General features: G+C 67.4%; 21 protein-coding genes. 16 read left to right on the top strand and 5 right to left on the bottom strand.

Going from position 1 to position 22950, the window contains the following annotated elements; genetic code table 11:
- Positions 1–36 precede the first annotated feature (36 nt).
- The 12 genes from VAR608DRAFT_RS33315 to VAR608DRAFT_RS33260 all read left to right on the top strand — a co-directional run bounded on the left by VAR608DRAFT_RS33315 (position 37) and on the right by VAR608DRAFT_RS33260 (position 12509).
- On the top strand, positions 37–1194 hold the full coding sequence (locus VAR608DRAFT_RS33315) for an ABC transporter substrate-binding protein (RefSeq protein WP_088957947.1): 1158 nt from the start codon (positions 37–39) through the stop codon (positions 1192–1194).
- Between the two features lie 2 nt (positions 1195–1196).
- Entirely contained in the window at positions 1197–2336 is a 1140-nt protein-coding gene (locus tag VAR608DRAFT_RS33310; protein ID WP_088957946.1) for an ABC transporter substrate-binding protein, read from the top strand.
- A gap of 27 nt (positions 2337–2363) precedes the next feature.
- Positions 2364–3689: an aromatic ring-hydroxylating dioxygenase subunit alpha gene (locus tag VAR608DRAFT_RS33305; protein ID WP_088957945.1), complete on the top strand. Its 1326-nt coding sequence runs from the start codon at positions 2364–2366 to the stop codon at positions 3687–3689.
- Complete coding sequence (locus VAR608DRAFT_RS33300) at positions 3686–4156, top strand: aromatic-ring-hydroxylating dioxygenase subunit beta (RefSeq protein ID WP_088957944.1); 471 nt, start codon at positions 3686–3688, stop codon at positions 4154–4156. Before VAR608DRAFT_RS33305 ends, VAR608DRAFT_RS33300 begins: the two co-directional genes overlap by 4 nt.
- Before the next feature lie 39 nt (positions 4157–4195).
- The gene (locus VAR608DRAFT_RS33295) at positions 4196–5353 is read left to right on the top strand and encodes an ABC transporter substrate-binding protein (RefSeq protein ID WP_088957943.1); all 1158 of its coding nucleotides are present in this window, start codon (positions 4196–4198) and stop codon (positions 5351–5353) included.
- A 52-nt stretch (positions 5354–5405) separates the two neighbouring features.
- A complete protein-coding gene (locus VAR608DRAFT_RS33290) occupies positions 5406–6461 on the top strand; it encodes a branched-chain amino acid ABC transporter permease (protein WP_088957942.1) in 1056 nt (351 codons plus the stop codon).
- 86 nt (positions 6462–6547) lie between these two features.
- Positions 6548–8320 carry a branched-chain amino acid ABC transporter ATP-binding protein/permease gene (locus VAR608DRAFT_RS33285; protein ID WP_088959123.1) on the top strand — a complete coding sequence of 591 codons (1773 nt, stop codon included), beginning with the start codon at positions 6548–6550 and terminating at the stop codon, positions 8318–8320.
- A gap of 101 nt (positions 8321–8421) precedes the next feature.
- The gene (locus VAR608DRAFT_RS33280) at positions 8422–9144 is read left to right on the top strand and encodes an ABC transporter ATP-binding protein (RefSeq protein WP_088957941.1); all 723 of its coding nucleotides are present in this window, start codon (positions 8422–8424) and stop codon (positions 9142–9144) included.
- A complete protein-coding gene (locus VAR608DRAFT_RS33275; protein ID WP_088957940.1) occupies positions 9134–10726 on the top strand; it encodes an ATP-dependent acyl-CoA ligase in 1593 nt (530 codons plus the stop codon). Before VAR608DRAFT_RS33280 ends, VAR608DRAFT_RS33275 begins: the two co-directional genes overlap by 11 nt.
- 33 nt (positions 10727–10759) lie before the next feature.
- Positions 10760–11536 (top strand): SDR family NAD(P)-dependent oxidoreductase, encoded by a 777-nt coding sequence (locus tag VAR608DRAFT_RS33270; RefSeq protein ID WP_088957939.1) that lies wholly within the window; start codon positions 10760–10762, stop codon positions 11534–11536.
- Positions 11533–12072, top strand: a complete 540-nt coding sequence (locus tag VAR608DRAFT_RS33265; RefSeq protein ID WP_088957938.1) for a MarR family winged helix-turn-helix transcriptional regulator — start codon at positions 11533–11535, stop codon at positions 12070–12072. Before VAR608DRAFT_RS33270 ends, VAR608DRAFT_RS33265 begins: the two co-directional genes overlap by 4 nt.
- Positions 12069–12509 carry an acyl-CoA thioesterase gene (locus VAR608DRAFT_RS33260; RefSeq protein ID WP_157731186.1) on the top strand — a complete coding sequence of 147 codons (441 nt, stop codon included), beginning with the start codon at positions 12069–12071 and terminating at the stop codon, positions 12507–12509. The genes VAR608DRAFT_RS33265 and VAR608DRAFT_RS33260 overlap by 4 nt, the downstream gene beginning before the upstream one ends.
- Here VAR608DRAFT_RS33260 and VAR608DRAFT_RS33255 read toward each other — a convergent pair.
- Positions 12506–13534, bottom strand: coding sequence for a carbon-nitrogen hydrolase family protein (locus VAR608DRAFT_RS33255; protein WP_088957937.1), 1029 nt, complete (start codon positions 13532–13534; stop codon positions 12506–12508). The two genes, VAR608DRAFT_RS33260 and VAR608DRAFT_RS33255, sit on opposite strands and share 4 nt — an antisense overlap.
- Before the next feature lie 159 nt (positions 13535–13693).
- Here VAR608DRAFT_RS33255 and VAR608DRAFT_RS33250 point away from each other — a divergent pair, with 159 nt between their 5' ends.
- Positions 13694–14653, top strand: coding sequence for a helix-turn-helix domain-containing protein (locus VAR608DRAFT_RS33250; protein ID WP_088957936.1), 960 nt, complete (start codon positions 13694–13696; stop codon positions 14651–14653).
- Between the two features lie 22 nt (positions 14654–14675).
- On the opposite strand, the gene VAR608DRAFT_RS33245 is transcribed toward VAR608DRAFT_RS33250, so the two are convergent.
- Positions 14676–15383 (bottom strand): DUF899 family protein, encoded by a 708-nt coding sequence (locus VAR608DRAFT_RS33245; protein WP_231973052.1) that lies wholly within the window; start codon positions 15381–15383, stop codon positions 14676–14678.
- Positions 15384–15394: 11 nt separating this feature from the next.
- On the opposite strand from VAR608DRAFT_RS33245, the gene VAR608DRAFT_RS33240 reads away from it, so the two are divergent.
- The gene (locus VAR608DRAFT_RS33240) at positions 15395–16651 is read left to right on the top strand and encodes a PTS sugar transporter subunit IIA (RefSeq protein WP_157731185.1); all 1257 of its coding nucleotides are present in this window, start codon (positions 15395–15397) and stop codon (positions 16649–16651) included.
- Here the strand turns inward: VAR608DRAFT_RS33240 and VAR608DRAFT_RS33235 are convergent.
- On the bottom strand, positions 16633–17202 hold the full coding sequence (locus tag VAR608DRAFT_RS33235; protein WP_088959121.1) for a cytochrome b: 570 nt from the start codon (positions 17200–17202) through the stop codon (positions 16633–16635). The two genes, VAR608DRAFT_RS33240 and VAR608DRAFT_RS33235, sit on opposite strands and share 19 nt — an antisense overlap.
- A gap of 149 nt (positions 17203–17351) precedes the next feature.
- Between VAR608DRAFT_RS33235 and VAR608DRAFT_RS33230 the strand changes: the two genes are divergently transcribed.
- Positions 17352–18713, top strand: a complete 1362-nt coding sequence (locus VAR608DRAFT_RS33230) for an MmgE/PrpD family protein (RefSeq protein ID WP_088957933.1) — start codon at positions 17352–17354, stop codon at positions 18711–18713.
- A gap of 17 nt (positions 18714–18730) precedes the next feature.
- Here VAR608DRAFT_RS33230 and VAR608DRAFT_RS33225 read toward each other — a convergent pair whose 3' ends face one another.
- Both VAR608DRAFT_RS33225 and VAR608DRAFT_RS33220 read right to left on the bottom strand, forming a co-directional pair.
- Positions 18731–19642 (bottom strand): LysR family transcriptional regulator, encoded by a 912-nt coding sequence (locus VAR608DRAFT_RS33225; protein ID WP_231973051.1) that lies wholly within the window; start codon positions 19640–19642, stop codon positions 18731–18733.
- Entirely contained in the window at positions 19639–20544 is a 906-nt protein-coding gene (locus VAR608DRAFT_RS33220) for an SDR family NAD(P)-dependent oxidoreductase (protein WP_088957932.1), read from the bottom strand. Before VAR608DRAFT_RS33220 ends, VAR608DRAFT_RS33225 begins: the two co-directional genes overlap by 4 nt.
- 161 nt (positions 20545–20705) lie before the next feature.
- On the opposite strand from VAR608DRAFT_RS33220, the gene VAR608DRAFT_RS33215 reads away from it, so the two are divergent.
- Complete coding sequence (locus VAR608DRAFT_RS33215) at positions 20706–22943, top strand: NADP-dependent isocitrate dehydrogenase (protein WP_088957931.1); 2238 nt, start codon at positions 20706–20708, stop codon at positions 22941–22943.
- Positions 22944–22950 lie beyond the last annotated feature (7 nt).

Genomic DNA, 22950 nt, shown 5'->3' with positions numbered 1-22950 from the left:
TCCTGCTTAACCGGATCGGATCCCAAGGAGCCCTGCATGAAAGTTCTGACTCGTCTCTTTACGATGGCCGGCGTTGCCGCTGCCGTCGGCGTTCTCACCGCCGCGAATGCGTGGGCGGCCGATCTCAAGGTCGGCTTCATCACCTCGCTCTCGGGGCCGGTGTCCTCGCTCGGCATTCCCTACGACAAGGGCATGAAGGCGGCCATCGCCTACAAGTCGGAACTGGGCGGCAAGAAGATCCAGGTGGTCTCGCTCGACGATGGGTCCGACCCGAGCACTGCCGCGCGCAACGCACGCAAGCTGATCGACGAGGACAAGGTCGACGTCATCATCGGCACCGCCGGCTCGCCGGGTGCACTCGCGATCGCCGCGGTTGCACGCGAAACCAAGACGCCGCTGATCTCCATCGCCAACGCCAACCTGCCGGGCGAAGAGGGCGCATGGATGGTCACGCTGCCGCAGCCCGCGCCGCTGATGGTCAGCGCCGTGGTCGAGCGCATGAAGCAGTCGGGCGTGAAGACGGTCGGCTACATCGGCTTTTCCGATGCCTGGGGCGACCTCGTCTACGACGCGCTGCAGAAGAGCGCCGAGCCTGCCGGCATCAAGGTGGTGTCGAACGAGCGCTATGCGCGCGCCGATGCGTCGGTCACCGGCCAGGTGCTGAAGATCGTGGCGCTGCGTCCCGATGCGGTGATCACCGGCACCTCGGGCACGCCCGGTGCGCTGCCTTACCTCGCATTGCAGGAGCGCGGCTACAAAGGCCAGATCTACGGCACGCACGCGCTGATCAACCCTGACTTCGTGCGCGTCGGGGGTCCGGCCGTCGAAGGGCTTCTCGCGCCCACCGGCCCGGTGATCGTTGCCGAGCAGCTGCCCGAGAGCAATCCGATCCGCAAGGTCTCGATGGACTTCCGCAATGCCTACCAGAAGGCCAACGGCGCCGCGCCGACCGATGCCTTCTCGGCCTACTCGTTCGATGCATGGCTGCTGTACCTCGATGCCGCATCGCGCACCAAGGGCGAACCCGGCACGCCGGCCTATCGCGTTGCATTGCGCGACTCGATCGTGAGCACCAAGGAGCTGGTCGGCACGCACGGCGTCTACAACTTCAAGCCCGACAACCGCTATGGCTCGGATGAACGCTCCCGCGTGATCGTGAAGCTCGAAAAAGGGCAATGGAAGCTGGTCCCCTGAACATGAAATTCACTCGACTCCTCGGCCTCACGGCCATTGCCTTCGCAGCCACGCAGGCCTTCGCGGCCGACCTCAAGGTCGGCTTCATCAGCTCGCTTTCGGGGCCCGTGTCGGCGCTCGGCATTCCCTATGAAAAGGGCATCCGCGCCGCGATCGCCGAGCATCCGGTGCTGGCCGGCCACAAGGTCGAACTGATCGTGCTCGACGACGCCTCCGATCCGACGACGGCCGGCCGCAATGCGCGCAAGCTCGTCACGGAAGACAAGGTGGACGTGCTGATCGGCACCTCCGGCGTGCCCGGTGCAATGGCCATCGCCGCCGTCGCGCGAGAGCTCAACACGCCTTTGATCTCGCCCACGCCGGTGACCATCCCCGGGCCCGAAGGCGCATGGACCGTGACCGTGTCGCAGCCCTTCCCGCTCATGGTCTCCGCCGTGGTCGACAAGATGAAGCAGTCCGGCGTCAAGACGGTAGCCTTCATCGGGTTCTCGGATGCATTGGGCGACCTCGCGTACGACTCGCTGGTCAAGAGCGCCGATGCCGCCGGCATCAAGGTCGTTGCCAACGAGCGCTATGCGCGCAGCGATTCGTCCGTGGCCGGCCAGGTGCTGAAGATCATCTCGGCGCGTCCCGATGCGGTGTTTGCCGGCAACTCCGGCACGCCGGGCGCACTGCCGTACCTTGCGCTGGCCGATCGCGGCTACAAGGGCAAGATCTACGGCACGCACGGCTTGATCAACGCAGACTTCGTCCGCGTGGGCGGTGCCTCGATCGAAGGTCTGGAGGTGCCGAGCGGCCCGGTGCTGGTGGCGGACCAGTTGCCCGACAGCAATCCGATCAAGAAGGTGTCGATGAATTTCCGCGACGCCTACAGGAAGGCCAACGGTTCGGCGCCGAACGATGCCTTCTCGTCCTACACCTACGATGCCTACCTGCTGCTGTCCGATGCCGCATCGCGCGTGAAGGGCGAGCCCGGCACGCCGCAATACCGTAGCGCGCTGCGCGATGCGATCGTGAGCACCAAGGAGCTGGTCGGCACGCACGGCATCTACAACTTCAAGCCCGACGACCGCTATGGCTCCGACAAGCGCGCGGTGGTGATCGTGAAGAGCGAGAAGGGCCAGTGGAAGCTGGTGCCCTGAAGCTGAAGCAACCAAGCAGGACCGGCGATGAGCAGCTACCGCAACCAGCCTGAAGCCATCCGCGCACTGGTGCAGGACGACCGCGTGCACCGTGACGTCTATCTGAGCAACGAGCTCTTCGCGCTGGAACAGGAGCGCTTCTTCGCCAACACCTGGCTCTACGTCGGCCATACAAGCCAGGTGCCGAATGCCGGCGACTTCTATTCGCTCGATCTCGCGGGCCGGCCGGTGATGATGGTGCGGCAGGCCGACGGCAAGGTGCGCGTGCTCTACAACCGCTGCGCGCACAAGGGCGCGCGGCTGGTGTCGGACGAATGCGGCAACACTGGCAAGTTCTTCCGCTGCCCGTACCACGCGTGGACCTACAAGCTCGACGGCGCGCCGCTCGCGATTCCGCTCAAGAGCGGCTACGAGGGCACGCGCCTCAAGGAATGCGAATCGGGCCGGGGCGTGAGCGAACTCAGGCATGTCGCGGTCTATCGCGACTTCGTCTTCGCGCGCATCGCGGACGAAGGCCCGGAATTCGGCGACTACTTCGGCGAGGTGCTCGGCGCGATCGACAACATGGTCGACCGCTCGCCCGAGGGCAAGCTCACAGCCGCCGGCGGCGTGATGCGCAACATCATCCACTGCAACTGGAAGATGTACCTGGAGAACATCAACGACACGGTGCATCCGATGTCGACCCACGAATCGGCCACACAGGCCGCGGATGCGCTTTGGCAGGCCCGCGCGGCCGATGCGCCCAAGCCGATGGCGATGGAGCAGATCCTGCCCTTCGGCTCCGGCTACGACTTCTTCGACAAGATGGGCGGGCGGGTGTTCGCCAACGGGCACAGCGTGCTCGGGGTGAATTTCAGCATCCATTCGAACTACGCGCAGTTGCCCGACTACGAAGCGGCGATGCGCGAAGCGCATGGCGACGAGCGAGCGATGGAGATCCTCCAGCGCTCGCCGCAGAACTCGGTCCTCTTTCCGAGCCTGTCGGTGAAGGGCTCGCCGCAAGCCATCCGCGTGATCCGCCCGCTGTCGGCCAACCGCACGCTGATCGAAGCCTGGGCCTTCCGCGCGGCGGGCGCGCCGGACCTGCTCTTCGAGCGCGCGATGAGCTACAACAGGCTCGTCTTCTCGCCGATGTCGATCGTGGCGCACGACGACGTGCACCTGTTCGAGAGCATCCAGGTCGGCCTGCATGCCGAAGGCAACGAGTGGGTGAGCCTGCATCGCAACTTCGACGCCGGCGAGCTGTCGCAATCCTCGATCACCACCAACGGCACCAACGAGCTCCTGATGCGCAACCAGTTCCGCGCCTGGGCGAAGTTCATGACGGCGGGAATGGAGTCGCAACAATGACCGATCCGCGCGACTTCATCGCCGAAGAGGCGGCGCTGCTCGATGCCGGGCGCTTCGACGAATGGCTCGCGCTCTTCGCCGAGGACGGCCGCTACTGGGTGCCGCTGCTCGGCGCGGCGCAGGCCGATCCGCACTCGCACAACTCCATCGCCTACGAAGACCGGCTGCTGCTGCAGCTGCGCATCGACCGGCTCAAGAACCCGCGGGCGCATTCGCAGCATCCGGCGAGCCATTGCCAGCATGTGCTGCAGCGCCCGGTCGTCGAGCGCGAGGACGCGGCGACCGGCGACGTCGAGCTGCGCACCCCCTTCATCTATGTCGAGGCGCGCGGCGAAGAGCAGGTGATGCTCGCCGGCACCTACCGGCACCGCCTCGTTCGCGACGCGGCCGGCTGGTCCATCCGCCAGAAGCGCGTCGATCTCCTCAATGCCGCACGCGCGCTGCCGGCCATCCAGTTGTTCATCTGAGCACGTCCCTATCCATTCCCACCCACCAGGAGTCACGACATGAAGAGCTTGATGCAGACCTTGACGCGCACCGCGCTTGCCGCCGCGCTGGGCACCGGCCTCGCGATGACGGCATTCGCAGCCGATCTCAAGGTCGGCCTGAGCGTTTCCCTTTCCGGCCCCAACTCGTCGCTCGGCGTGCCCTATGCCAAGGGCATGCAGGCGGCGCTGGCGTACAAGCCGGAAGTCAATGGCCGCAAGATCCAGCTCATCGTGCTCGACGACGGCTCCGACCCGACGACCGCCGGCCGCAATGCGCGCAAGCTCGTCGAAGAAGACAAGGTCGATGTGCTGATGGGCACCTCGGGCGTGCCCGCCGCGATCGCGATGGCGCAGGTCGGCCGCGACGCGAAGGTCCCGATGATCGGCCTCACGCCGATCCAGCTCGACCCGGCCGAGAACGGATGGGTCTTCACCGTGGCGCAGCCCACGCAGCTCATGATCGACGCGGTGGTCCAGCGCATGAAGAAGGACGGCGTGAAGACGGTCGGCTACATCGGCTTCTCCGATGCCTGGGGCGACCTGGTCTACAACGCGCTGATGAAGTCCGCGCCTGAGGCCGGCATCAAAGTGCTCGGCAACGAACGCTATGCACGTTCCGACCAGTCGGTCACCGGCCAGATCCTCAAGCTGCTCGCGATGAAGCCCGATGCGGTGATGACCGGCGGCGCCGGCACGCCGGGCGCGCTGCCCTTCCTGGCGCTCAGCGAGCGCGGCTTCAAGGGCCCGGTGTATGGCCAGCACGGCCTGATCAATCCCGACTTCGTGCGTGTCGTCGGCGCGGCGGGGCAGGGCGCGCTGATGCCCACCGGCCCGGTGATCGTCGCCGAGCAGCTGCCGGCCGAATACCCGACCAAGAAGATCGCGATGGACTTCCGCAGCGTCTTCCAGAAGGTCAACAACGCGCCGACCAGCGATGCCTACTCGGCCTATTCGTTCGACGGCTGGCTGGTGTTCACCGATGCGGCCGCGCGCGCCAAGGGCGAGCCGGGCACGCCGGAATTCCGCCAGTCGCTGCGCGATGCGATCGCGAGCACCAGGGAAGTCATCGGCACGCATGGGGTCTACAACTTCAAGCCGGGCAATCTGTATGGCGTCGACGAGCGCGCGCGCGTGATCGTCAAGCTCGAGAACGGCCAGTGGAAGCTGGCCCCCTGAGCCTGCGATCGCAGCGCTTGCTACGAAGACCACCACTGAGAGGACTTTTTCAATGACATGGGACGTGGCGCTCATCCTGGGCATCGACGGCCTCGCCAATGGCGCGGTCTATCTGCTCGCCGGGCTGGGGCTGGTACTGATCTTTTCCGTCACGCGGGTGGTGTTCGTGCCGTTCGGCGATATCGCTGCCTTCGCGGCGCTGACGCTGGCGGCCTTCGAGACCAACCGCCTTCCGCCCACCATCGGCCTGGTCGCTGTGCTGGCCGGGATTGCAACGCTGACCGAAATCGGCAGCCTCGTCCGCAAGGGTGAAGCCGCTGCCATTCCAAAGGCGGTCCTCGCCTGGGGTGTGCTTCCGCTGGTGCCCTGCGCGCTGGCCTGGGCCGCATCGCGCGCCGGTGCGCCTGCTGCGGTGCAGATCGCGGTGACGGTGCTGCTCGTGGTGCCGATCGGACCGCTCCTGGCCCGCATCGTGTTCCAGCCGATCGCGGACGCCTCGGTGCTGGTGCTGCTGATCGTCTCGCTCGCGCTGCACTTCCTGCTGTCGGGCCTCGGCCTGCTGTTCTTCGGGCCGGAAGGCTCACGTACCAACCCGCTCGCGAGCGGCACCATTCCGCTCGGCGAAGGCTTCACCGTCAGCGGGCAGGTGGTGCTGATGGTGGCTTCGGCCGTCGTGCTGAGCGGCCTGTTCTTCCTCGTGTTCGAACGCACCGTGGCCGGCAAGGCGCTGCGCGCGACGGCGGTCAACCGCGTCGGCGCGCGCTTGGTCGGCATCCGGCCGGCGCGCACCGCGCTGCTGGCCTATGGCAGCGCATCGCTGCTGGCGGGGCTCATCGGCGTGCTGATCGCGCCGGTGACCACGATGTATTACGACTCGGGCTTCATCATCGGGCTGAAGGCCTTCGTGGCCGCGATCATCGGCGGCCTCGTCAGCTACCCGATGACGGCGGTCGGCGCGCTCGCGGTGGGGGTCGTCGAAAGCTTCGCGTCGTTCTGGAGCGGCGCGCTGAAGGACGTCATCGTGTTCAGCCTGCTGATACCGGTGCTGATGCTGAGGTCCTTCCTCAGCGTGCACTCCGAAGAGGAAGAAGACGAGGTGGAGCAATGAGCCAATCGATCGGAAGACCGGACGAGGCCGGGATTGCGCTTCGCATGAAATCGGCCGCCGCTCCTGCCGCGCCGCGCTTCGGCCGGATGAACCCGCGCAGGCTGTGGATCGGCGTGCTGATCGTGGCTCTCGCGCTGGCACCGATGGTCGCGGGCAACTTCACCGTCTCGCTGCTCAACGACATCGGCATCGGCGCGCTGGTCGCGCTCGGCCTCGTGCTGCTCACCGGCATCGGCGGTGCGACCTCCTTCGGCCAGGCGGCCTTCGTCGGCATCGCGGCCTATGCGACCGCATGGCTGACCACGACGCAGGGCATGTCGCCGTGGATCGGCCTCGTGTTCGCGCTGGCGCTCACGGGCCTGTCGGCGCTCGCGATCGGCCTGCTCACGCTGCGGCTCGGCGGCCACTTCCTGCCGCTTTCCACCATCGCGTGGGGGCTGTCGATCGCGATGCTGTTCGGCAATGTCGACGCGCTGGGTCGCCACACGGGCCTGTCGAACATCCCGCCGCTCACGATCGCCGGCTTCTCGCTGGCCGATCCGCGCGCGATCTACTACCTGATCTGGGCGATCGTCGGCCTGGCCTTCCTGTTCAGCAACAACCTGCTGCAGTCGCGCCCCGGCCGCGCCATCCGCAGCCTGCGCGGCGGCTCGATCCTGCTCGCGAGCGTCGGCGAGGACGCGTACCGCGTGCGGCTTTCGCTGTTCGTCACGGCGGCGCTCTATGCCGGTCTCGCGGGTTGGCTCTATGCGCACATGAACCGCTTCGTGAGCCCGTCGCCCTTCGACGTGCGTGCGAGCATCGAGTACCTGCTGATGGCGGTCGCCGGCGGCCTCGGCCAGCTCGCGGGCGCATTGGTCGGCGCCGGCCTCGTGCTGGTGATGAAGAACGCGCTGCAGGATGTGCTGCCGCTGCTCACGCAGCGCGCCGGCCAGCTCGAAGCGGTGGCCTTCGCGACGCTCTTCATCCTGCTGCTGCACTTTGCGCGCGGCGGCCTGATGGGCTTCGTGCGGCGCTTCACGCGCGGCCGCTTCGCCGCGCCGACGCGCGAGGCCTCGGGGCCGGTCGAGCCGCTGCCGCATCGCACCCTGCCTGCCCGCGGCACGCCGATCCTGTCGGTGAATGGCGCGGTCAAGCGCTTCGGCGGGCTCGTCGCGGTCAACGAGGTGAGCTTCGAGGTCAATGCCGGCGAGATCCTCGGCCTGATCGGGCCGAACGGCGCCGGCAAGTCGACCATGTTCAACCTGCTGACCTGCACGCTGCCGATGACGGCCGGGCGGGTGCGTTTCCTCGGCCACGACATCGCGGGCATGCCGCAGCGCAAGGTGGCGCGGCTGGGCCTTGCGCGCACCTTCCAGCACGTCAAGCTGCGTCCGCACATGACGCTGCTCGACAACGTCGCGCTCGGCGCGCATTCGCGCACCACTTCGGGCTTGCTCAAGGCGGGCCTGCGGCTGGATCGCGTGGAGGAACAGCAGATCCTCCAGGAGGCGCAACGCCAGCTCGATCGCATCGGCCTCGGCGATCGCGCACACGAACTCGCGGGCAGCCTGCCGCTGGGCACGCAGCGCATTCTCGAAATCGCCCGCGCGCTCGCAGCCGACCCGGTGCTGCTGGTGCTCGACGAACCCGCGGCGGGCCTGCGCCGCAAGGAAAAGATGGCGCTCGGCGACCTGCTGCGCAAGCTGCGCGAGGAAGGCGTGACCATCCTCATCGTCGAGCACGACATGGACTTCGTGATGAAACTGGTGGATCGGTTGGTGGTGATGAACTTCGGCTCCAAGCTGGTGGAAGGCGTGCCCGGCGCGGTGCGTGCGGATGAGCGCGTGCAGGCCGCGTACCTCGGGAGCGTCGTATGAATACGGCCCCCCAGCTTTTCACGCGCTCTGCGCGTGTAACTCCACCCCCCGAGGGGGAGGCGCGGCCGCCTAGGGGCGGCCCGGCGGCGGCCGCAGGCGCCATGCTGGAAATCGGCGACCTGCATGTGTCGTACGGCCAGGTCGATGCGGTGCGCGGCGTGTCGCTCAAGCTCGACAAGGGCCAGATCATCTCGGTCATCGGCCCCAATGGCGCGGGCAAGACCACGCTGCTGGCCGCCGTGATGGGCCTGTTGCCCTGCAAGGGCGTGCTGCGCTTCGAAGGCGAGGACCTGCATGGCCTCGACGTCGAAGCACGCGTGGAACGGGGCCTGTGCCTCGTGCCCGAGAAGCGCGAACTCTTCGGCGAGCTCAGTGTGCTCGACAACCTGCAACTCGGCGCCTTCTCGAAGCGGCTGCGCAGCGACGCGCTGAAGCGTCGCCTGCAGTTCGTCTACGACCGCTTCCCGCGCCTGGCCGAGCGCCGCACGCAGCGCGCCGACACGCTCTCGGGCGGCGAACGCCAGATGCTCGCGGTTGGCCGTGCGCTGATGTCCGAGCCGCGCCTCCTGATGCTCGACGAGCCCAGCCTGGGCCTCGCGCCGCTGATCGTGCGCGACATCCTCACCATCGTGCGCAAGCTGCGCGACGACGGCGTCTCGATCCTGCTGGTGGAGCAGAACGCGCGTGCCGCGCTCGAAAGCTCCGACCACGGCTATGTGCTCGAGACCGGCGAGATCGCGCTGTCCGGCCCCTCGGGGCAACTGGAAAGCGACCCGCGCGTGCAGGCCACCTACCTGGGTGGAGGCACCCACGATGACGACTGAACCCCGCGCGATTGCGCCCGCGCAGCGCACGCTGCCGGCGATGCTGCTGCGGCAGACGGCGCTGTTCGCGGGTCGCCGGCTGCTGAAGATCGCGGGGCGCGAGTGGTCGCACGAGGACGCGGCGACCGTTGCTGCCACGCGCGCCGCTGCGCTCATTCAGGCCGGCGTCGGGCGCGGCGACCGCATCGCGCTGATGTGCCGCAATCGCATCGAGTTCCTCGAAGTCTTTCTCGGCGCGGGCTGGATGGGTGCGGCGACCGTGCCGGTCAACAGCGCTTCGATGGGTCCGCAGATCGAGTACTTCCTCGCCAACAGCGAATCGAAACTGCTGGTCATCGAAGCCGAATTCCTCGAACGCCTGGACACCGCCGACCTCGCCCGCACGAAGCTGCGCGAGGTCTGGGTGATCGGCGATGCACAGATTGAATGGCAGGCGCCGTCCTCGGTGCGGGTGTCGCGCTACCCCGAGGCTTCCGAAGCGGTTCCACCGGCCGAGGTGCAGCCCGGCGAGCCGATCGCGATCCTCTACACCTCCGGCACCACCGGCCCCGCGAAGGGCGTGGTGTGCCCGCATGCGCAGTACTTCTGGTGGGGCGTGAACAGCGCCGAAGTGCTCGGCGTCGGCCAGGGCGACGTGCTGTGCACCACGCTGCCGCTGTTCCATGTCAATGCGCTCAACACCTTCGCGCAGGCGGCGGTCACCGGCTGCGAAGTGGTGTTCGAATCGCGCTTTTCCGCCTCGGGCTTCTGGCCTTCGATGCGCGCGAGCGGCGCCACCGTGGTCTATCTGCTCGGCGCGATGGTGCCGATTCTGCTCGCGCAGCCCGAGGGCGGCGGCGAGCGCGACCATCGCGTGCGCATCGGCCTCGGGCCCGGCGTGCCGGCGGTTGCCGGCAAGGCCTTCTTCGAGCGCACCGGCGTGAAGCTGCTCGAAGGCTACGGCTCCACCGAATCCAACTTCGTGATCGCCACCGCGCCCGATTCGCCGCGCGGCGGCGTGATGGGCTGGGTTCGGCAAGGCTTCCAGGCCCGCGTGGCCGATGAGGACGATGTCGAAGTCGCACCCGGCGAGGCGGGCGAACTGCTGCTTCGCGCCGACGAGTCCTATGCCTTCGCGAGCGGCTACTTCAACATGCCGGAAAAGACCGTCGAAGCCTGGCGCAACCTGTGGTTCCACACCGGAGACCGCGTGATCCGCGAGGCCGACGGTGCCTTCCGCTTCGTCGACCGCATCAAGGACGCGATCCGGCGGCGCGGCGAGAACATCTCGTCGTTCGAAGTCGAGCAGGTGCTGCTGAGCCATCCCTCGGTCGCGTCGTGCGCGGTCTACCCGGTGCGCTCCGAACTCGCGGAAGACGAGGTGATGGCCGCGCTCGTGGCCCGCGTCGACTGCCGCATCGACTTCGCCGAACTCGCGAGCTTCTGCGAGTCGCGGCTGCCGTACTTCGCGGTGCCGCGCTACATCGACCTGATGGACGACCTGCCGCGCACCGAGAACGGCAAGGTTCAGAAATACAAGCTGCGCGAGCGCGGCGTCTGCGAATCCACCTGGGACCGGGGGGCCGCCCGGCGCAGCCTGTAGAATTGATTTAGTTGTCAATGTTTTAGGTTCGCCATGAAAAATGCCATCGAGGGTCGCCACGCCGTTGTCACCGGAGCCGCGCGCGGCATCGGCGCAGAGATCGCGAGAACGCTCGCTGCCGAAGGCGCCCGGGTCAGCCTCATCGGACGCGACCGCGCCGCGCTGGAGAAAGTGCAGAAGGAGCTGGCGGGCAGCGGCCACGCGGTGGCTGCTGCCGACGTGAGTGACGAGGCTTCGGTGCGCGCCGCCTTCGAGGCGCTGCGAGCGGCTTCGGGGCCGGTCGCGATCCTCGTCAACAACGCCGGGCAGGCCGAGAGCTCGCCTTTCCTCAAGACATCCCTCGATCTCTGGCAGCGCATGCTGGCGGTCAACCTCACCGGCAGCTTTCTCTGTGCGCAGGCCGCACTGCCCGACATGCTCGAAGCGGGCTGGGGCCGCATCGTCAACATCGCGAGCACCGCGGGGCAGAAGGGCTACGCCTACGTCTCGGCCTACACCGCGGCCAAGCACGGCGTGATCGGCCTCACGCGCTCGCTCGCGCTCGAGGTGGCGCGCAAGGGCATCACGGTCAACGCGGTGTGCCCGGGCTATACGGAAACCGACATCCTGCGCAACAGCGTCGCCAACGTGGTCGGCAAGACCGGCCGCAGCGAAGCCGACGCGCTGGCGGAATTCGCCGCCGTCAATCCTCAGCGCCGCATCGTGCAGCCGGCCGAAGTCGCCGATGCGGTGCGCTGGCTGTGCGGGGAGGGCGCTGCCTCGATGAATGGACAATCGATCTCCGTTTCCGGGGGAGAAGTCACACCATGATCGACAGTACCAACGACCCATCGCACGCGGCGCTGAGCGACGCGGAAGAACTCGGCCACGAGGCCCGCGCGCGTCACGACGACCACGCGGTGCTCAAGCTCTGGCTGCGCATGCTCGCGAGCACCACGCAGATCGAGGCCGAGATCCGCAAGCGCCTGCGCGAGCGCTTCGACATCACGCTGGCGCGCTTCGACTACATGGCGCAGCTCTACCGCTACCGCGAGGGCCTGAAGATGCGCGTGCTCTCGCGCTACCTGATGGTGACCGGCGGCAATGTCACCGGCCTCACCGACGAGCTGGAGCGCGAAGGCTTCGTCTCGCGCACGCCGAGTCCCGACGACCGCCGCGCATGGATCGTGAGCCTCACCGCCAAGGGCCGCCGCAGCTTCGAGGCGATGGCGAAGGAGCACGAGCAGTGGATCCTCGAGATGTTCTCCGGCCTCGACACGAAGACGGTGCGCCAGCTCTACGCGCAGCTCGGGCAGCTGCGGGTGCAAGTGATGCGCAACGAGCCGTCGGCGGAGGAGAACGCGTGAGCACCACCGAAAGCGCAGCCGTCGGCACCGAGTTCCGCCGCGAACGGCTGATCCGCTTCTCCGACTGCGACCCGGCGGGCATCGTCTTCTACCCGCAGTACTTCGTGATGTTCAACGGCCTCGTCGAGGACTGGGTGAGCGACGGGCTCGGCATCGGCTACCGCAAGCTGATCGTCGAGCAGCGCGTCGGCCTGCCGACGGTGCGGCTGGAGGCGGACTTCCGTTCGGTGAGCCGCATGGGTGACAAGGTGATGCTCGGTCTCGCGGTGGAGCAGCTCGGCACGCGTTCGATCACGCTCGGGCTGCATTGCTTCGATGCCGAAGGCGAAACGCGCATGCGGATGAAGCAGGTGCTGGTCACGACCTCGCTCGAGACCCATCGGGCGATCGAGATCCCCGCGCACCTGCGCGCGGCCGTCGAGCGCGGCGCGGGCTAGGCGCTCGCAGCAGCCTCCGCGTTGGGCGCGACCGCCTCGAAGGCGGCCGGCTCCAGCTCCACACTCCGCTGCACCACCACCGGCTCGCGCCGGGTCTTGTTGAACAGCAGCCGCGTCACATCCGGCCGCGAATAGTGCCCCGCCGGATCGCCCGCCGCCTTGGCGAGCGAGATCATCCCGAGATCGATGTCGGCCACCACCAGCCCTTCCTGGTCCTCCGGCAGGTTGGTGCCGAGCGGCGATCCGTCCGGCCCGTAGATGCGCGCGAAGCCGCCGCCGACCAGCAGCAGCTGCTGCTTGCCCGGATCGGTGCACAGCATCTCGTGCATCGCCTTCGAGACGATGGCGCAGGGGGCGACCACGAAGCACTGGCCCTCGGCCGCATACACCTGGCTTGCGGCGTTGTTGACTTCGGCGCCGAGCGCGTACGCGCCGCCGCGATAGAGCGAGAAGCTCGGCCATGCTGCGCAATGGATCTGCTCGTTCTGCGAGTACATCGCGTACTTGCTGAGCGGCTGCAGATGCTCCCAGCACGAGAGCGAGCCGATGTTGCCGATGGATGTCTCGATCACGGCGAGATCCGATCCGTCGCCCTCGCCGAACACGGTGCGCTCCACATGCGTCGGCTTGAGCTTGCGCCGCGTCTGCAATACGTTGCCCTGGTCGTCGATCAGCGCCTGCGCGATGTAGAGGCTGCCGGCCGCCTTCTCGCTGAAACCGAGCGAGACCCACACGCGGTGCTTGCGCGCGGCCTCGCGGATGCGGTCGAACTCCGGCGAGCCGATCACGAGCGAGTTGTCGTGGTAGCGCTGCACGTACTGCATGCCCCAGGCCGGCGAGTCGAGCCAGATCCACCATGGATAGCCGGGGGCCCAGGTTTCCGGGAAGGCGATCAGTTGCACCTTGTCACGCGCGGCCTGCGCGATCAGGTCGATGGTCTTGTCGATCGTGCCGTCGAGGTCGAGGAATACGGGCGCGGCCTGCACGGCGGCGACGCGAAGGCGGGGATGGGACTTGGTGGGCATAGCGAACTCCGGGTGGGTTGAAAGAGCGACTCTCCGGGTTAGCGCTGTGGCATGCCGGTTGCTTGAAGCGTAAGTTCGCGGCCTCGCCCGGCCTCGCCCGGCCTTGTCCGGAACGCGCAGCGTTCTTGATCCTGCGTTGCAACCCCTGAAGGAGCTCCGATGAACCGGCTGCTCAGCACCGAAGTCGTTCCCCGTGACCAGCGGCTCGCCTACTGGACGGACATGATCTGCAATGTCTACGTCCAGCTCGGCTGCGACCCGGTGGCCGGCGGGCGTGGCGATTTCGAGGGCAGCATCCGCCAGCACACGCTGCCCAGCCTCGACGTCTCGGTGGTCACCTCGGGGCCGCAGAAGGTCATGCGCACGCCGGGCCACATCGCGCGTTCGTCCGACGACTATTTCCTCGTCAGCATCCAGGCGCGCGGCCAGGGCGTGGTGCGGCAGGACGGGCGCGATGCGGTGCTTTCGGTGGGCGACTTCGCGCTCTACGACAGCACGCGGCCCTATCAACTGCTGTTCGACGACTCCTTCGAGCAGATCGTGCTCAAGCTGCCCGGCGAGCGCCTGCGCAGCGAGCTGCGCGACACCGAGGCGCTGACGGCCACCACCGTCTCCGGGCGGGAGGGCGCGGGCCATCTGATGCTCAGCATGATCCGCACGCTGCGCGAGGACATCGACACGCTGCAGCCGGCCTCGGCGCTCGCGGTGGCCAACGGCGTGCTCAACATCCTCGTGGCGGGGCTGCAGACGCTGCCGGCTGCGCGTGCGCCGTCGCTCAGCAACCTCACTGCGTTCCACCTGGCGCGCATCAAGCGCTGCATCGATGCGCGGCTGGACGATCCCGCGCTGTCGGTCGGCATGCTGGCGGCGGAGCTCGGCCTGTCCGCGAGCCAGATCCACCGCGTGTTCCGGAGCGAGCCGCTGACGCTGTCGCAGTACATCTGGGACCGCCGGCTCGAAGCCTGCAGCCGTGACCTGCTCGACCCGCGCGAGGCCGGGCGCACCGTGGGCGAGATCGCCTACGGCCGGGGCTTCAGCGACGCGGCGCACTTCAGCCGGGCCTTCAGGGAACGCTTCGGGTGTTCGCCGCGCGATTGGCGGCTCGGGCGGCAGCACTGACGACCCCGGGTGTTTCAATACGTCAATACGCGAGGGACGGATACCAGTCCTTCGCGCGCCCCGCCGGCGTGTGATCCAGGATGTTCCAGATCGGCATCAGGTCCGGTGCGCCACGCGGATCCTGCTCCGGGTCGGCGGTCGCCATGTTCATCTCGTCGCCCCAGAAATGGCGGATCACGTCGCCGTCGCGGTGGAAGACGTTGAAGGCAGGCAGGTCCTCCTTCGCGTCCGGGTCCTCGAAGGCGTAGAGCCGGTTGAAGTCGTTGCCCTGCGACGAATACAGGGGCAGATACCGCCAGCCGCGTTCCCTTGCGAACGCGGTCATCTTGGTCACCGGCGACCGCGCGATCACCGCGAAGGACACGCGCTGCAGGATGTCCGGCATCTCGCCGTCGAACGCACTGAGCAGCGAGGTGCACATCGGGCAGGGCCGCTCGCGCTCTCGCCCGAACATCCAGTTGTAGGTCACGAGGGTGTCGTGCCTGCCGAACAGCGACGACAGGCTGGCCGGTCCATGCGCACCCTGGAACACGTAGTCCTCGGGAACCACGCCGCCCGGCGGCAGCTTGCGGCGCTGTGCCGCAACGAGCTCGATGTGGCGGCGCAGTTCGATTTCTTCGGCCAGCAGCGCGGTGCGCGCTTCGCGGTAGGCGCTGCTTTCGCCGGGGAAGTGGCGATGGCTGCGGCGCGCGAGTTCCGTCGCGCTCGGGAGTTCGGTCGAGCCGGGCATCTGCATCTCCGATGACGCCCCGGCGCGCGAACACCGCGGCGGGGCGGATACCAGATGATCGCCCGCTCCCGCAGCGCCTGCAATTGCCGTTCGTCAATGCCCAACTCGTCTTTGAGGGCGCTCGCGGCGTGTTCGCCGAGCATCGCCGCGCAGCGCGCGCCGTCGTTTTTTTATACCGTTTTTGCGCGGCCAGGCTCACAGTGAGCCCGTGTGCCCCTGGGGCAGGCTTCAAGGTCCTCGCGATGCTGAAAGTTCTGGTGCCGGTCGACAGCTCGGAAAGGGCGCTGAATGCCGTGCGACATGCTGCCCACATGTTCAAGGGTCATCGCGTCTCGCAAGTCGTGCTTCTGAATGTTCAAGCGCCCTTGGAGGCGGGGCACGCATGCGCGTATCACTCCTGGGATGAATTGCGCAAACTGGAGGAGAAGCGCGGAGAAGCCGTCCTGCTGCCGGCACGCCAGATCCTGGACTCCGCCGGCGCGAGCTACGTGACGCAGGTCAGGTTGGGCGAGGTGATGCCGACGATCTCCGAGGTGGTCGCGGCGAACGACTGCAATGCCATCGTGATGGGAACCGCGGGCCGCACGGCGATCGGGGAACTGATATCCACGAGGCTGGCGAACAAACTCGTGCGCCATTGCCACGTGCCGGTCATCGTCGTCTCCAGCGATCCGAGCCGAGGCGTCGTCGTTCATGGCGAGACGCCACGGATCGATCAGAACCAGAACCTGGCTGGGCGTCGCGGTTCGGCGGGTGCCGACGGCCGCTTGAAAGGGGACGTCGCGCGAATCGCTGCATGGTTGCAGCCACGGGACATCCTGTTCGATGTCGACGTTCGAGACCGCGCGCATGCACTGGAGCTAGCGGCAGCGGCCATCTGCAGCGGCGCTCAGGGACTCGACCCGTTGCCGGTGTCGCGCGCGCTCTGGCGGCGTGAGCAGACCGGATCGACCGCACTCGGCGAAGGCCTCGCGATTCCGCACGCACGAATAGGCGGCATCACGCGACCGACCACGCTGCTCATGCGCACCAGGCGCCCGGTCCCCTTCGATGCGCCCGACGGCAAGCCGGTTTCCCAGCTGCTGGTCATCGTGGTGCCCGAGGGCGGTGCGCAGGAGGATCACCTCCAGATGCTCGCGCTGGTCGCCCAACTGTTCTCCGACCGCGACTTCCGGGCGCAGCTGGATGGCGCACCCGATGCGACTGCAGCGGCCGACGTGTTCCGGGCGGCAATCGCGGGCTTGATCCCTCAGCGGGATTTCCGCTGAGAGAGCATCGCGAAGAGCACGCCATCCTTGAGGATCGCGTGATGGAAGATCGCGGCAGCGGCGTGCAGGCCGGCCAGCCACATGATGGAATCGCCAAGAAGCCCGTGCACGTCGCCCCAGTCGGCCCAGTGCGCGATGGCGGATTCGGCAGTGACTGGCAAGCGGTCGAACCGCACGCCGCCCAGCAGTGTCAGTGGATGATTCTCGGTCCCCAGGGCCAGGAATGCGGTGAAGGGCAGCGCGAGGAGCAGTATCCATAGCACGATGTTCACGAGTCGGGATGCCAGGTGCATCCACCCGGGCATCGCGAATTGGGGTGCGGTCGGGCGAAGGGCCACCCAGACCAGGCGCAGCAGGGTCAGCACCAGGACGAGAATCCCGAGGGACTCGTGCCAGACGATGTCGCTTCGGGTCGCGGGGTCGACCCCCTGGCGCATCATGCGGCCGAAGCCGCCCGGCCCGAGGATGAACGCAATGGTCACGACAACGGCGGTGACCCAATGGAAGGCCTGGCTGAGGCGGTCGTAGTGGAGCGGGGAGCTTTGCTTCATCGTCATGGCTTGTGTATCGGAACGCGCTTCGGATCGTACCGCGCGAACGACGGCCGGAAGCCTTCGCAAGGCGGCATTCGCTTTTCCTGAAGGGAGGGTTTTGCATTCACAGACCCGCAAGGCCCGCAGAGGGATAGATTCGACAAGTCATGAGCACATCCAACCACCCGAGCCGGACGCTCGCCACCTTCGCCGCCGGACTGGCGTTCGAGCGCATTCCCGATGCAGTCGTGCGCCGCGCCGAAGACCTGATGCTCGACTGGCTCGGCTCGGTGCTCGCCGCGCGTTTGGCGCGGCCTGTGCGGAGCATCCAGCGCTTCGCCGAGACGATGGGGCCGGCGGAAGGGCCGAGCGAGGTGCTGGTCTCGCGCCGCAGCACCTCGCCGCTGTTCGCCGCGCTCGTCAACGCGGCGGCTTCGCACTATGTCGAGCAGGACGATGTGCACAACGGCTCGGTGTTCCATCCGGCGGCGGTGGTCTTCGCGCCGGCGCTGGCGGTCGCGCAGGCGGTCGGTGCGAGTGGCAAGCAGTTGCTGACGGCGGTGGCTGCGGGCTACGAGGTGGGCATTCGCGTCGGCGAGTTCCTCGGGCGCTCGCACTACCGGACCTTTCACACCACGGCTACCGCCGGCACGCTCGCGGCTGCTGCGGCCGTGGGCCGGTTGCTCGATCTGACGCCAGCGCAGATGCTGCATGCCTTCGGTTCGGCCGGCACGCAGTCCGCGGGCCTGTGGGAGTTCCTGCGCGATGCGGCCGATTCCAAGCAGCTGCATTGCGCGCACGCATCGGCGGCGGGGTTGATGTCGGCCTATCTCGCGCAGGACGGCTTCACCGGTGCCGCGCGCGTGCTCGAAGGCGCGCAGGGCCTGGGCGTGGGCATGTCGACCGACGCCGATCCCGCCAGGCTCACCGATGGATTGGGCACGCGCTGGACGCTGGCCGAGACCTCGTTCAAGTTCCACGCATCGTGCCGTCACACGCACCCGGCCGCCGATGCGCTGCTCGAGGTCATGCAGCAGAACGAGCTGAAGGCCGGTGACATCGCGCGCGTGGTCACGCATGTGCATCAGGGCGCGATCGATGTGCTCGGCCGCGTGGCGATGCCGTCGACGGTGCATCAGGCCAAGTTCTCGATGGGGACGGTGCTGGGGCTGATCGCGGTGCATGGCCGCGCCGGGCTCACCGAATTCGACCGCGACTTCCTCGCGCCCGAAGTGGCTGCGTTCCGCGACAAGGTCATGATGGAACTCGACCGCGAGGTCGACACCGCCTACCCCGCGCGCTGGATCGGCAAGGTCAGCGTGACCACCCACGACGGGCGCACCTTCACCGGCCGCGTCGACGAACCCAGGGGCGATCCGGGCAACACGCTGAGCCGGGCGGAGATCGAGGACAAGATGCAGCGCCTCGCGCAGTACGGCGGGGGCGCCACGGCGGATGAAGCCAAGGCGGCGTGCGCCAGGATCTGGAATCTCGCGGACGAGGCGCGTGTCGGGCGCCTGCTGGGGTGAGACGGGGCGCTGCGCCGCTACTGCTGATCCGGCAGGGGACGCGACAGATAGTCGAACAGCTCGCGCGCCGATGCCGGCAACTGCTCGCGGCTGCGCGCGACGATTTTGAGTTCGCGCTCGGCCCAGGCATCGGCCAGCGGCACGATGTCGATCCGCATCGAGCGCGCATGGCGGCGGGCCGACGACGCCGGCAGCACACCGACGCCCACGCCGGCCTCGATCATCAGGCAGATGGCCTCGAAGCTGCCGACCTGGATGCGGGGGCTGTAGCCGCGGCCGGCGAGCTCGGCCTTGAGCAGCAGGAAGCGGTGGATCGCGCTGCCGTGGTGCAGGCCCACGTGCTGTTCGTCGAGCGTATCGACGAACGGCACCGGATCCGACCCCGCGAGGCGATGGCTGCCCGGCACCACCAGCACGAGCTGGTTGCGCCCGAACGGCCGGGCGTCGAAATCGCCGGTGTGCACGTCGCCCGCGAGGATGCCGAGATCCGCGCTGCCGTCGGCGACCGAGCGCACGATCTCCTCGCTGAGGTATTCGCGCAGGTCCACCTGCACCGCCGGATGCTGCGTGAGGAAGCCCGCGAGCTTTTCGGGCAGGTACTCGGTGATCGAGGTGGTGTTGGCGAACACCCGCACATGCCCCTTGATGCCCTTGCCGAAGTCCTGCATGTCGATGCGCAGGTGCTCCATCTGCTGCATGACGCGCCTGGCGTGGTAGAGCAGCGCCTCGCCGGCGGCCGTCAGGCTCACGCCCTGCGCGTTGCGGTGCAGCAACTTGCCGCCCACCGCCTCTTCCATCTGCTTGATGCGGGTCGACGCCGCCGCGAGCGAAATGCAGGCCCTGTCCGCCCCGCGGGTGAGGCTGCGGGCGTCCGCCACAGAGGCGAAGAGCTTCAGATCGAAGAGGTCGAAATGCAGGTTCTGGCTCACACGGGATCCCAACTGAACACGTCGGCGGAGCGGTCCAGCGGGTAGAAGTTGGCCCGCATCGCCGGCATCGCATGCTCGGCGATGGTCTGCGGCGTCCAGCCTTCGGAGCGGTGGATGGTCCGCACCGGCCGCGGCTGGCTGATCAGCGAGATCTCGTTGTTGCGCACCGCGAAGATCTGGCCGTTGACCTCCTTGGCCGCATCGCTCGCGAGGTAGACCGCCAGCGGGGCGATCTTGGCCGGCGTCATCTGCTGGATCCTGGCGACGCGCGCCTTCTGCTCGTCGGTGTCGGTCGGGATGGCGCCGATCATCCGGCTCCAGGCGAAGGGCGCGATGCAGTTGGAGCGCACGTTGTACTTCTGCATGTCCAGCGCAATGGACTTCGACAGCGCCACGATGCCCAGCTTGGCGGCCGAGTAGTTGGCCTGGCCGAAGTTGCCGATCAGCCCGGAGGTCGAGGTCATGTGGACCATCGCGCCCGAGTTATGCTCCTTGAAGAAGTTGGCGGCCGCACGGCTCACGAAATAGGCACCGTACAGGTGCACCTTGATGACCGCGTCCCATTCGCCCTCCGACATCTTGTGGAAGAAGCGGTCGCGCAGGATGCCGGCGTTGTTGACCACCGCGTCGATGCGGCCGAAGTGGTCGACGGCGCACTGCACGATCTTTGCGGCGCTCGCGGCCTCGGCCACGCTGTCGGTGCTGGGCACCGCCTCGCCGCCCAGGGCGTGGATCTCGTCGACCACCTGCTGGGCCGGCCCGGCGCTGCGGCCTTCGCCGTCGACGGCGGCGCCGATGTCGTTGACCACCACCCGCGCACCGTGGCTCGCCATGGCGAGCGCGATGTCACGGCCAATGCCGCCGCCCGCACCGGTGACGACCACGACTTTTCCTTCAACCATGGGAAATGCTCCGGAAATTGCTGCCTTGCGATCCCGCAAGAATGCCACGGAGGGGTTTGCAGCGGTTCGCCATTCGGAACGAGGGGGTTCGGCGACAATCGGGAGTTGGGCGAACCGGCTACCCCCACGGTTCGGACATTCCAGTATCACGAAAGTAGCGCATGAGCACGACTCAATCCTCCATCATCTACACGCTCACCGACGAAGCTCCTTACCTGGCGACCGCCGCGTTCCTGCCGATCATCCGAACGTTCGCGGCGCCGGCCGGCATCGATGTCAGCACCAGCGACATTTCCGTGGCGGCGCGGATCCTGGGGGCTTTCCCGGAGTGCCTGACCGATGCGCAGAAGGTGCCGGACAACCTCGCCGAAATGGGCCGTCTGACCCTCAAGCCCGAGGCCAACATCATCAAGCTGCCCAACATCAGCGCCTCGGTGGCCCAGCTCAAGGCCGGCATCAAGGAACTGCAGGACAAGGGCTACAAGATTCCCGACTTCCCCGAGAACCCGCAGACGGCGGAAGAAAAGGACATCCGCGCGCGCTACAACAAATGCATCGGCAGTGCGGTGAACCCGGTGCTGCGCGAGGGCAATTCCGACCGCCGTGCGCCCAGGGCGGTGAAGGAATACGCGCGCAAGAACCCGCACAGCATGGCCGAGTGGAGCCAGGCCTCGCGCAGCCACGTCTCGCACATGCACCACGGCGACTTCTATCACGGCGAGAAGTCGATGACGCTGGACCGCGCGCGTGACGTCAAGATGGAGCTGATCACCAAGAGCGGCAAGACCATCGTGCTCAAGCCGAAGGTCGCGCTGCTGGACCGCGAGGTCATCGACAGCATGTTCATGAGCAAGAAGGCGCTGCTGGACTTCTACGAAGAGCAGATCGAGGACGCTCGCAAGACCGGCGTGATGTTCTCGCTGCACGTCAAGGCCACCATGATGAAGGTCTCGCACCCGATCGTGTTCGGCCATTGCGTCAAGATCTTCTACCGCGACGCCTTCGCCAAGCACGGCAAGCTGTTCGACGAGCTGGGCGTCAACGTCAACAACGGCATGGTCGACCTCTACAACAAGATCGCCACGCTGCCCGAGAGCAAGCAGGAGGAAATCAAGCGCGACCTGCACGCCTGCCACGAGCACCGCCCCGAGCTGGCGATGGTCGATTCGGCCAAGGGCATCACAAACTTCCACTCGCCCAACGACGTGATCGTCGATGCCTCGATGCCCGCGGCGATCCGCAACGGCGGCAAGATGTGGGGCGCCGACGGCCGCCTGAAGGACGTCAAGGCCGTGATGCCGGAGAGCACCTTCGCCCGCATCTACCAGGAGATGATCAACTTCTGCAAGTGGCACGGCGCCTTCGACCCGAAGACCATGGGCACCGTGCCCAACGTCGGCCTGATGGCGCAGCAGGCCGAGGAATACGGCTCGCACGACAAGACCTTCGAGATCCCCGAGGACGGCGTGGCCAACATCACCGACCTCGCGACCGGCGAGGTGCTGATGAGCCAGAACGTCGAGCAGGGCGACATCTGGCGCATGTGCCAGGTCAAGGACGCCGCCATCCGCGACTGGGTCAAGCTGGCCGTCACGCGCGCGCGCAACTCCGGCATGCCGGTGGTGTTCTGGCTCGACGCCTACCGTCCGCACGAGGCGCAGCTCATCACCAAGGTCAAGATGTACCTGCACGAGCACGACACCACAGGCCTGGACATCCAGATCATGAGCCAGGTGCGTGCGATGCGTTACACGCTGGAACGCGTGGTGCGCGGCATGGACACCATCTCGGCGACCGGCAACATCCTGCGCGACTACCTGACCGACCTGTTCCCGATCATGGAACTCGGCACCAGCGCGAAGATGCTCTCGATCGTTCCGCTGATGGCCGGCGGCGGCATGTACGAAACCGGTGCCGGCGGGTCGGCGCCCAAGCATGTCCAGCAACTGGTCGAGGAGAACCACCTGCGCTGGGATTCGCTCGGCGAGTTCCTCGCGCTCGCGGTGTCGCTGGAAGACCTCGGCATCAAGACCGGCAACGCCAAGGCCAAGCTGCTGGCCAAGACGCTCGATGCCGCCACCGGCAAGCTGCTGGACAACAACAAGTCGCCCTCGCCGCGCACCGGCGAGCTCGACAACCGCGGCAGCCAGTTCTACCTGGCCAAGTTCTGGGCGGAAGAACTCGCCGCGCAGACCGAGGACAAGGAGCTGCAGGCCCATTTCGCGCCACTGGCCGCTGCGCTGGCCAAGGACGAGCAGAAGATCGTCGGCGAACTCGCGGCCGTGCAGGGCAAGCCGGCGGACATCGGCGGCTACTACCTGCCTGACGCGAAGAAGCTCGAGGCCGTGATGCGTCCGAGCGCGACGCTGAACGCGGACCTGGCCGCGGTGAACGCCTGATCGGTCT

This window comes from Variovorax sp. HW608, assembly GCF_900090195.1.
GTDB lineage: Bacteria > Pseudomonadota > Gammaproteobacteria > Burkholderiales > Burkholderiaceae_C > Variovorax.
Note: the sequence above shows the minus strand (reverse complement) of the source record. Positions and strands in the feature narration are given on the sequence as shown.

Coding starts and splice junctions, on each gene's coding strand:
- VAR608DRAFT_RS33315 (WP_088957947.1), top strand. CDS start 37: ATGAAAGTTCTGACTCGTCTCTTTACGATGGCCGGCGTTGCCGCTGCC.
- VAR608DRAFT_RS33310 (WP_088957946.1), top strand. CDS start 1,197: ATGAAATTCACTCGACTCCTCGGCCTCACGGCCATTGCCTTCGCAGCC.
- VAR608DRAFT_RS33305 (WP_088957945.1), top strand. CDS start 2,364: ATGAGCAGCTACCGCAACCAGCCTGAAGCCATCCGCGCACTGGTGCAG.
- VAR608DRAFT_RS33300 (WP_088957944.1), top strand. CDS start 3,686: ATGACCGATCCGCGCGACTTCATCGCCGAAGAGGCGGCGCTGCTCGAT.
- VAR608DRAFT_RS33295 (WP_088957943.1), top strand. CDS start 4,196: ATGAAGAGCTTGATGCAGACCTTGACGCGCACCGCGCTTGCCGCCGCG.
- VAR608DRAFT_RS33290 (WP_088957942.1), top strand. CDS start 5,406: ATGACATGGGACGTGGCGCTCATCCTGGGCATCGACGGCCTCGCCAAT.
- VAR608DRAFT_RS33285 (WP_088959123.1), top strand. CDS start 6,548: ATGAACCCGCGCAGGCTGTGGATCGGCGTGCTGATCGTGGCTCTCGCG.
- VAR608DRAFT_RS33280 (WP_088957941.1), top strand. CDS start 8,422: ATGCTGGAAATCGGCGACCTGCATGTGTCGTACGGCCAGGTCGATGCG.
- VAR608DRAFT_RS33275 (WP_088957940.1), top strand. CDS start 9,134: ATGACGACTGAACCCCGCGCGATTGCGCCCGCGCAGCGCACGCTGCCG.
- VAR608DRAFT_RS33270 (WP_088957939.1), top strand. CDS start 10,760: ATGAAAAATGCCATCGAGGGTCGCCACGCCGTTGTCACCGGAGCCGCG.
- VAR608DRAFT_RS33265 (WP_088957938.1), top strand. CDS start 11,533: ATGATCGACAGTACCAACGACCCATCGCACGCGGCGCTGAGCGACGCG.
- VAR608DRAFT_RS33255 (WP_088957937.1), bottom strand. CDS start 13,534: ATGCCCACCAAGTCCCATCCCCGCCTTCGCGTCGCCGCCGTGCAGGCC.
- VAR608DRAFT_RS33250 (WP_088957936.1), top strand. CDS start 13,694: ATGAACCGGCTGCTCAGCACCGAAGTCGTTCCCCGTGACCAGCGGCTC.
- VAR608DRAFT_RS33245 (WP_231973052.1), bottom strand. CDS start 15,383: ATGCCCGGCTCGACCGAACTCCCGAGCGCGACGGAACTCGCGCGCCGC.
- VAR608DRAFT_RS33240 (WP_157731185.1), top strand. CDS start 15,395: ATGACGCCCCGGCGCGCGAACACCGCGGCGGGGCGGATACCAGATGAT.
- VAR608DRAFT_RS33235 (WP_088959121.1), bottom strand. CDS start 17,202: ATGAAGCAAAGCTCCCCGCTCCACTACGACCGCCTCAGCCAGGCCTTC.
- VAR608DRAFT_RS33230 (WP_088957933.1), top strand. CDS start 17,352: ATGAGCACATCCAACCACCCGAGCCGGACGCTCGCCACCTTCGCCGCC.
- VAR608DRAFT_RS33220 (WP_088957932.1), bottom strand. CDS start 20,544: ATGGTTGAAGGAAAAGTCGTGGTCGTCACCGGTGCGGGCGGCGGCATT.
- VAR608DRAFT_RS33215 (WP_088957931.1), top strand. CDS start 20,706: ATGAGCACGACTCAATCCTCCATCATCTACACGCTCACCGACGAAGCT.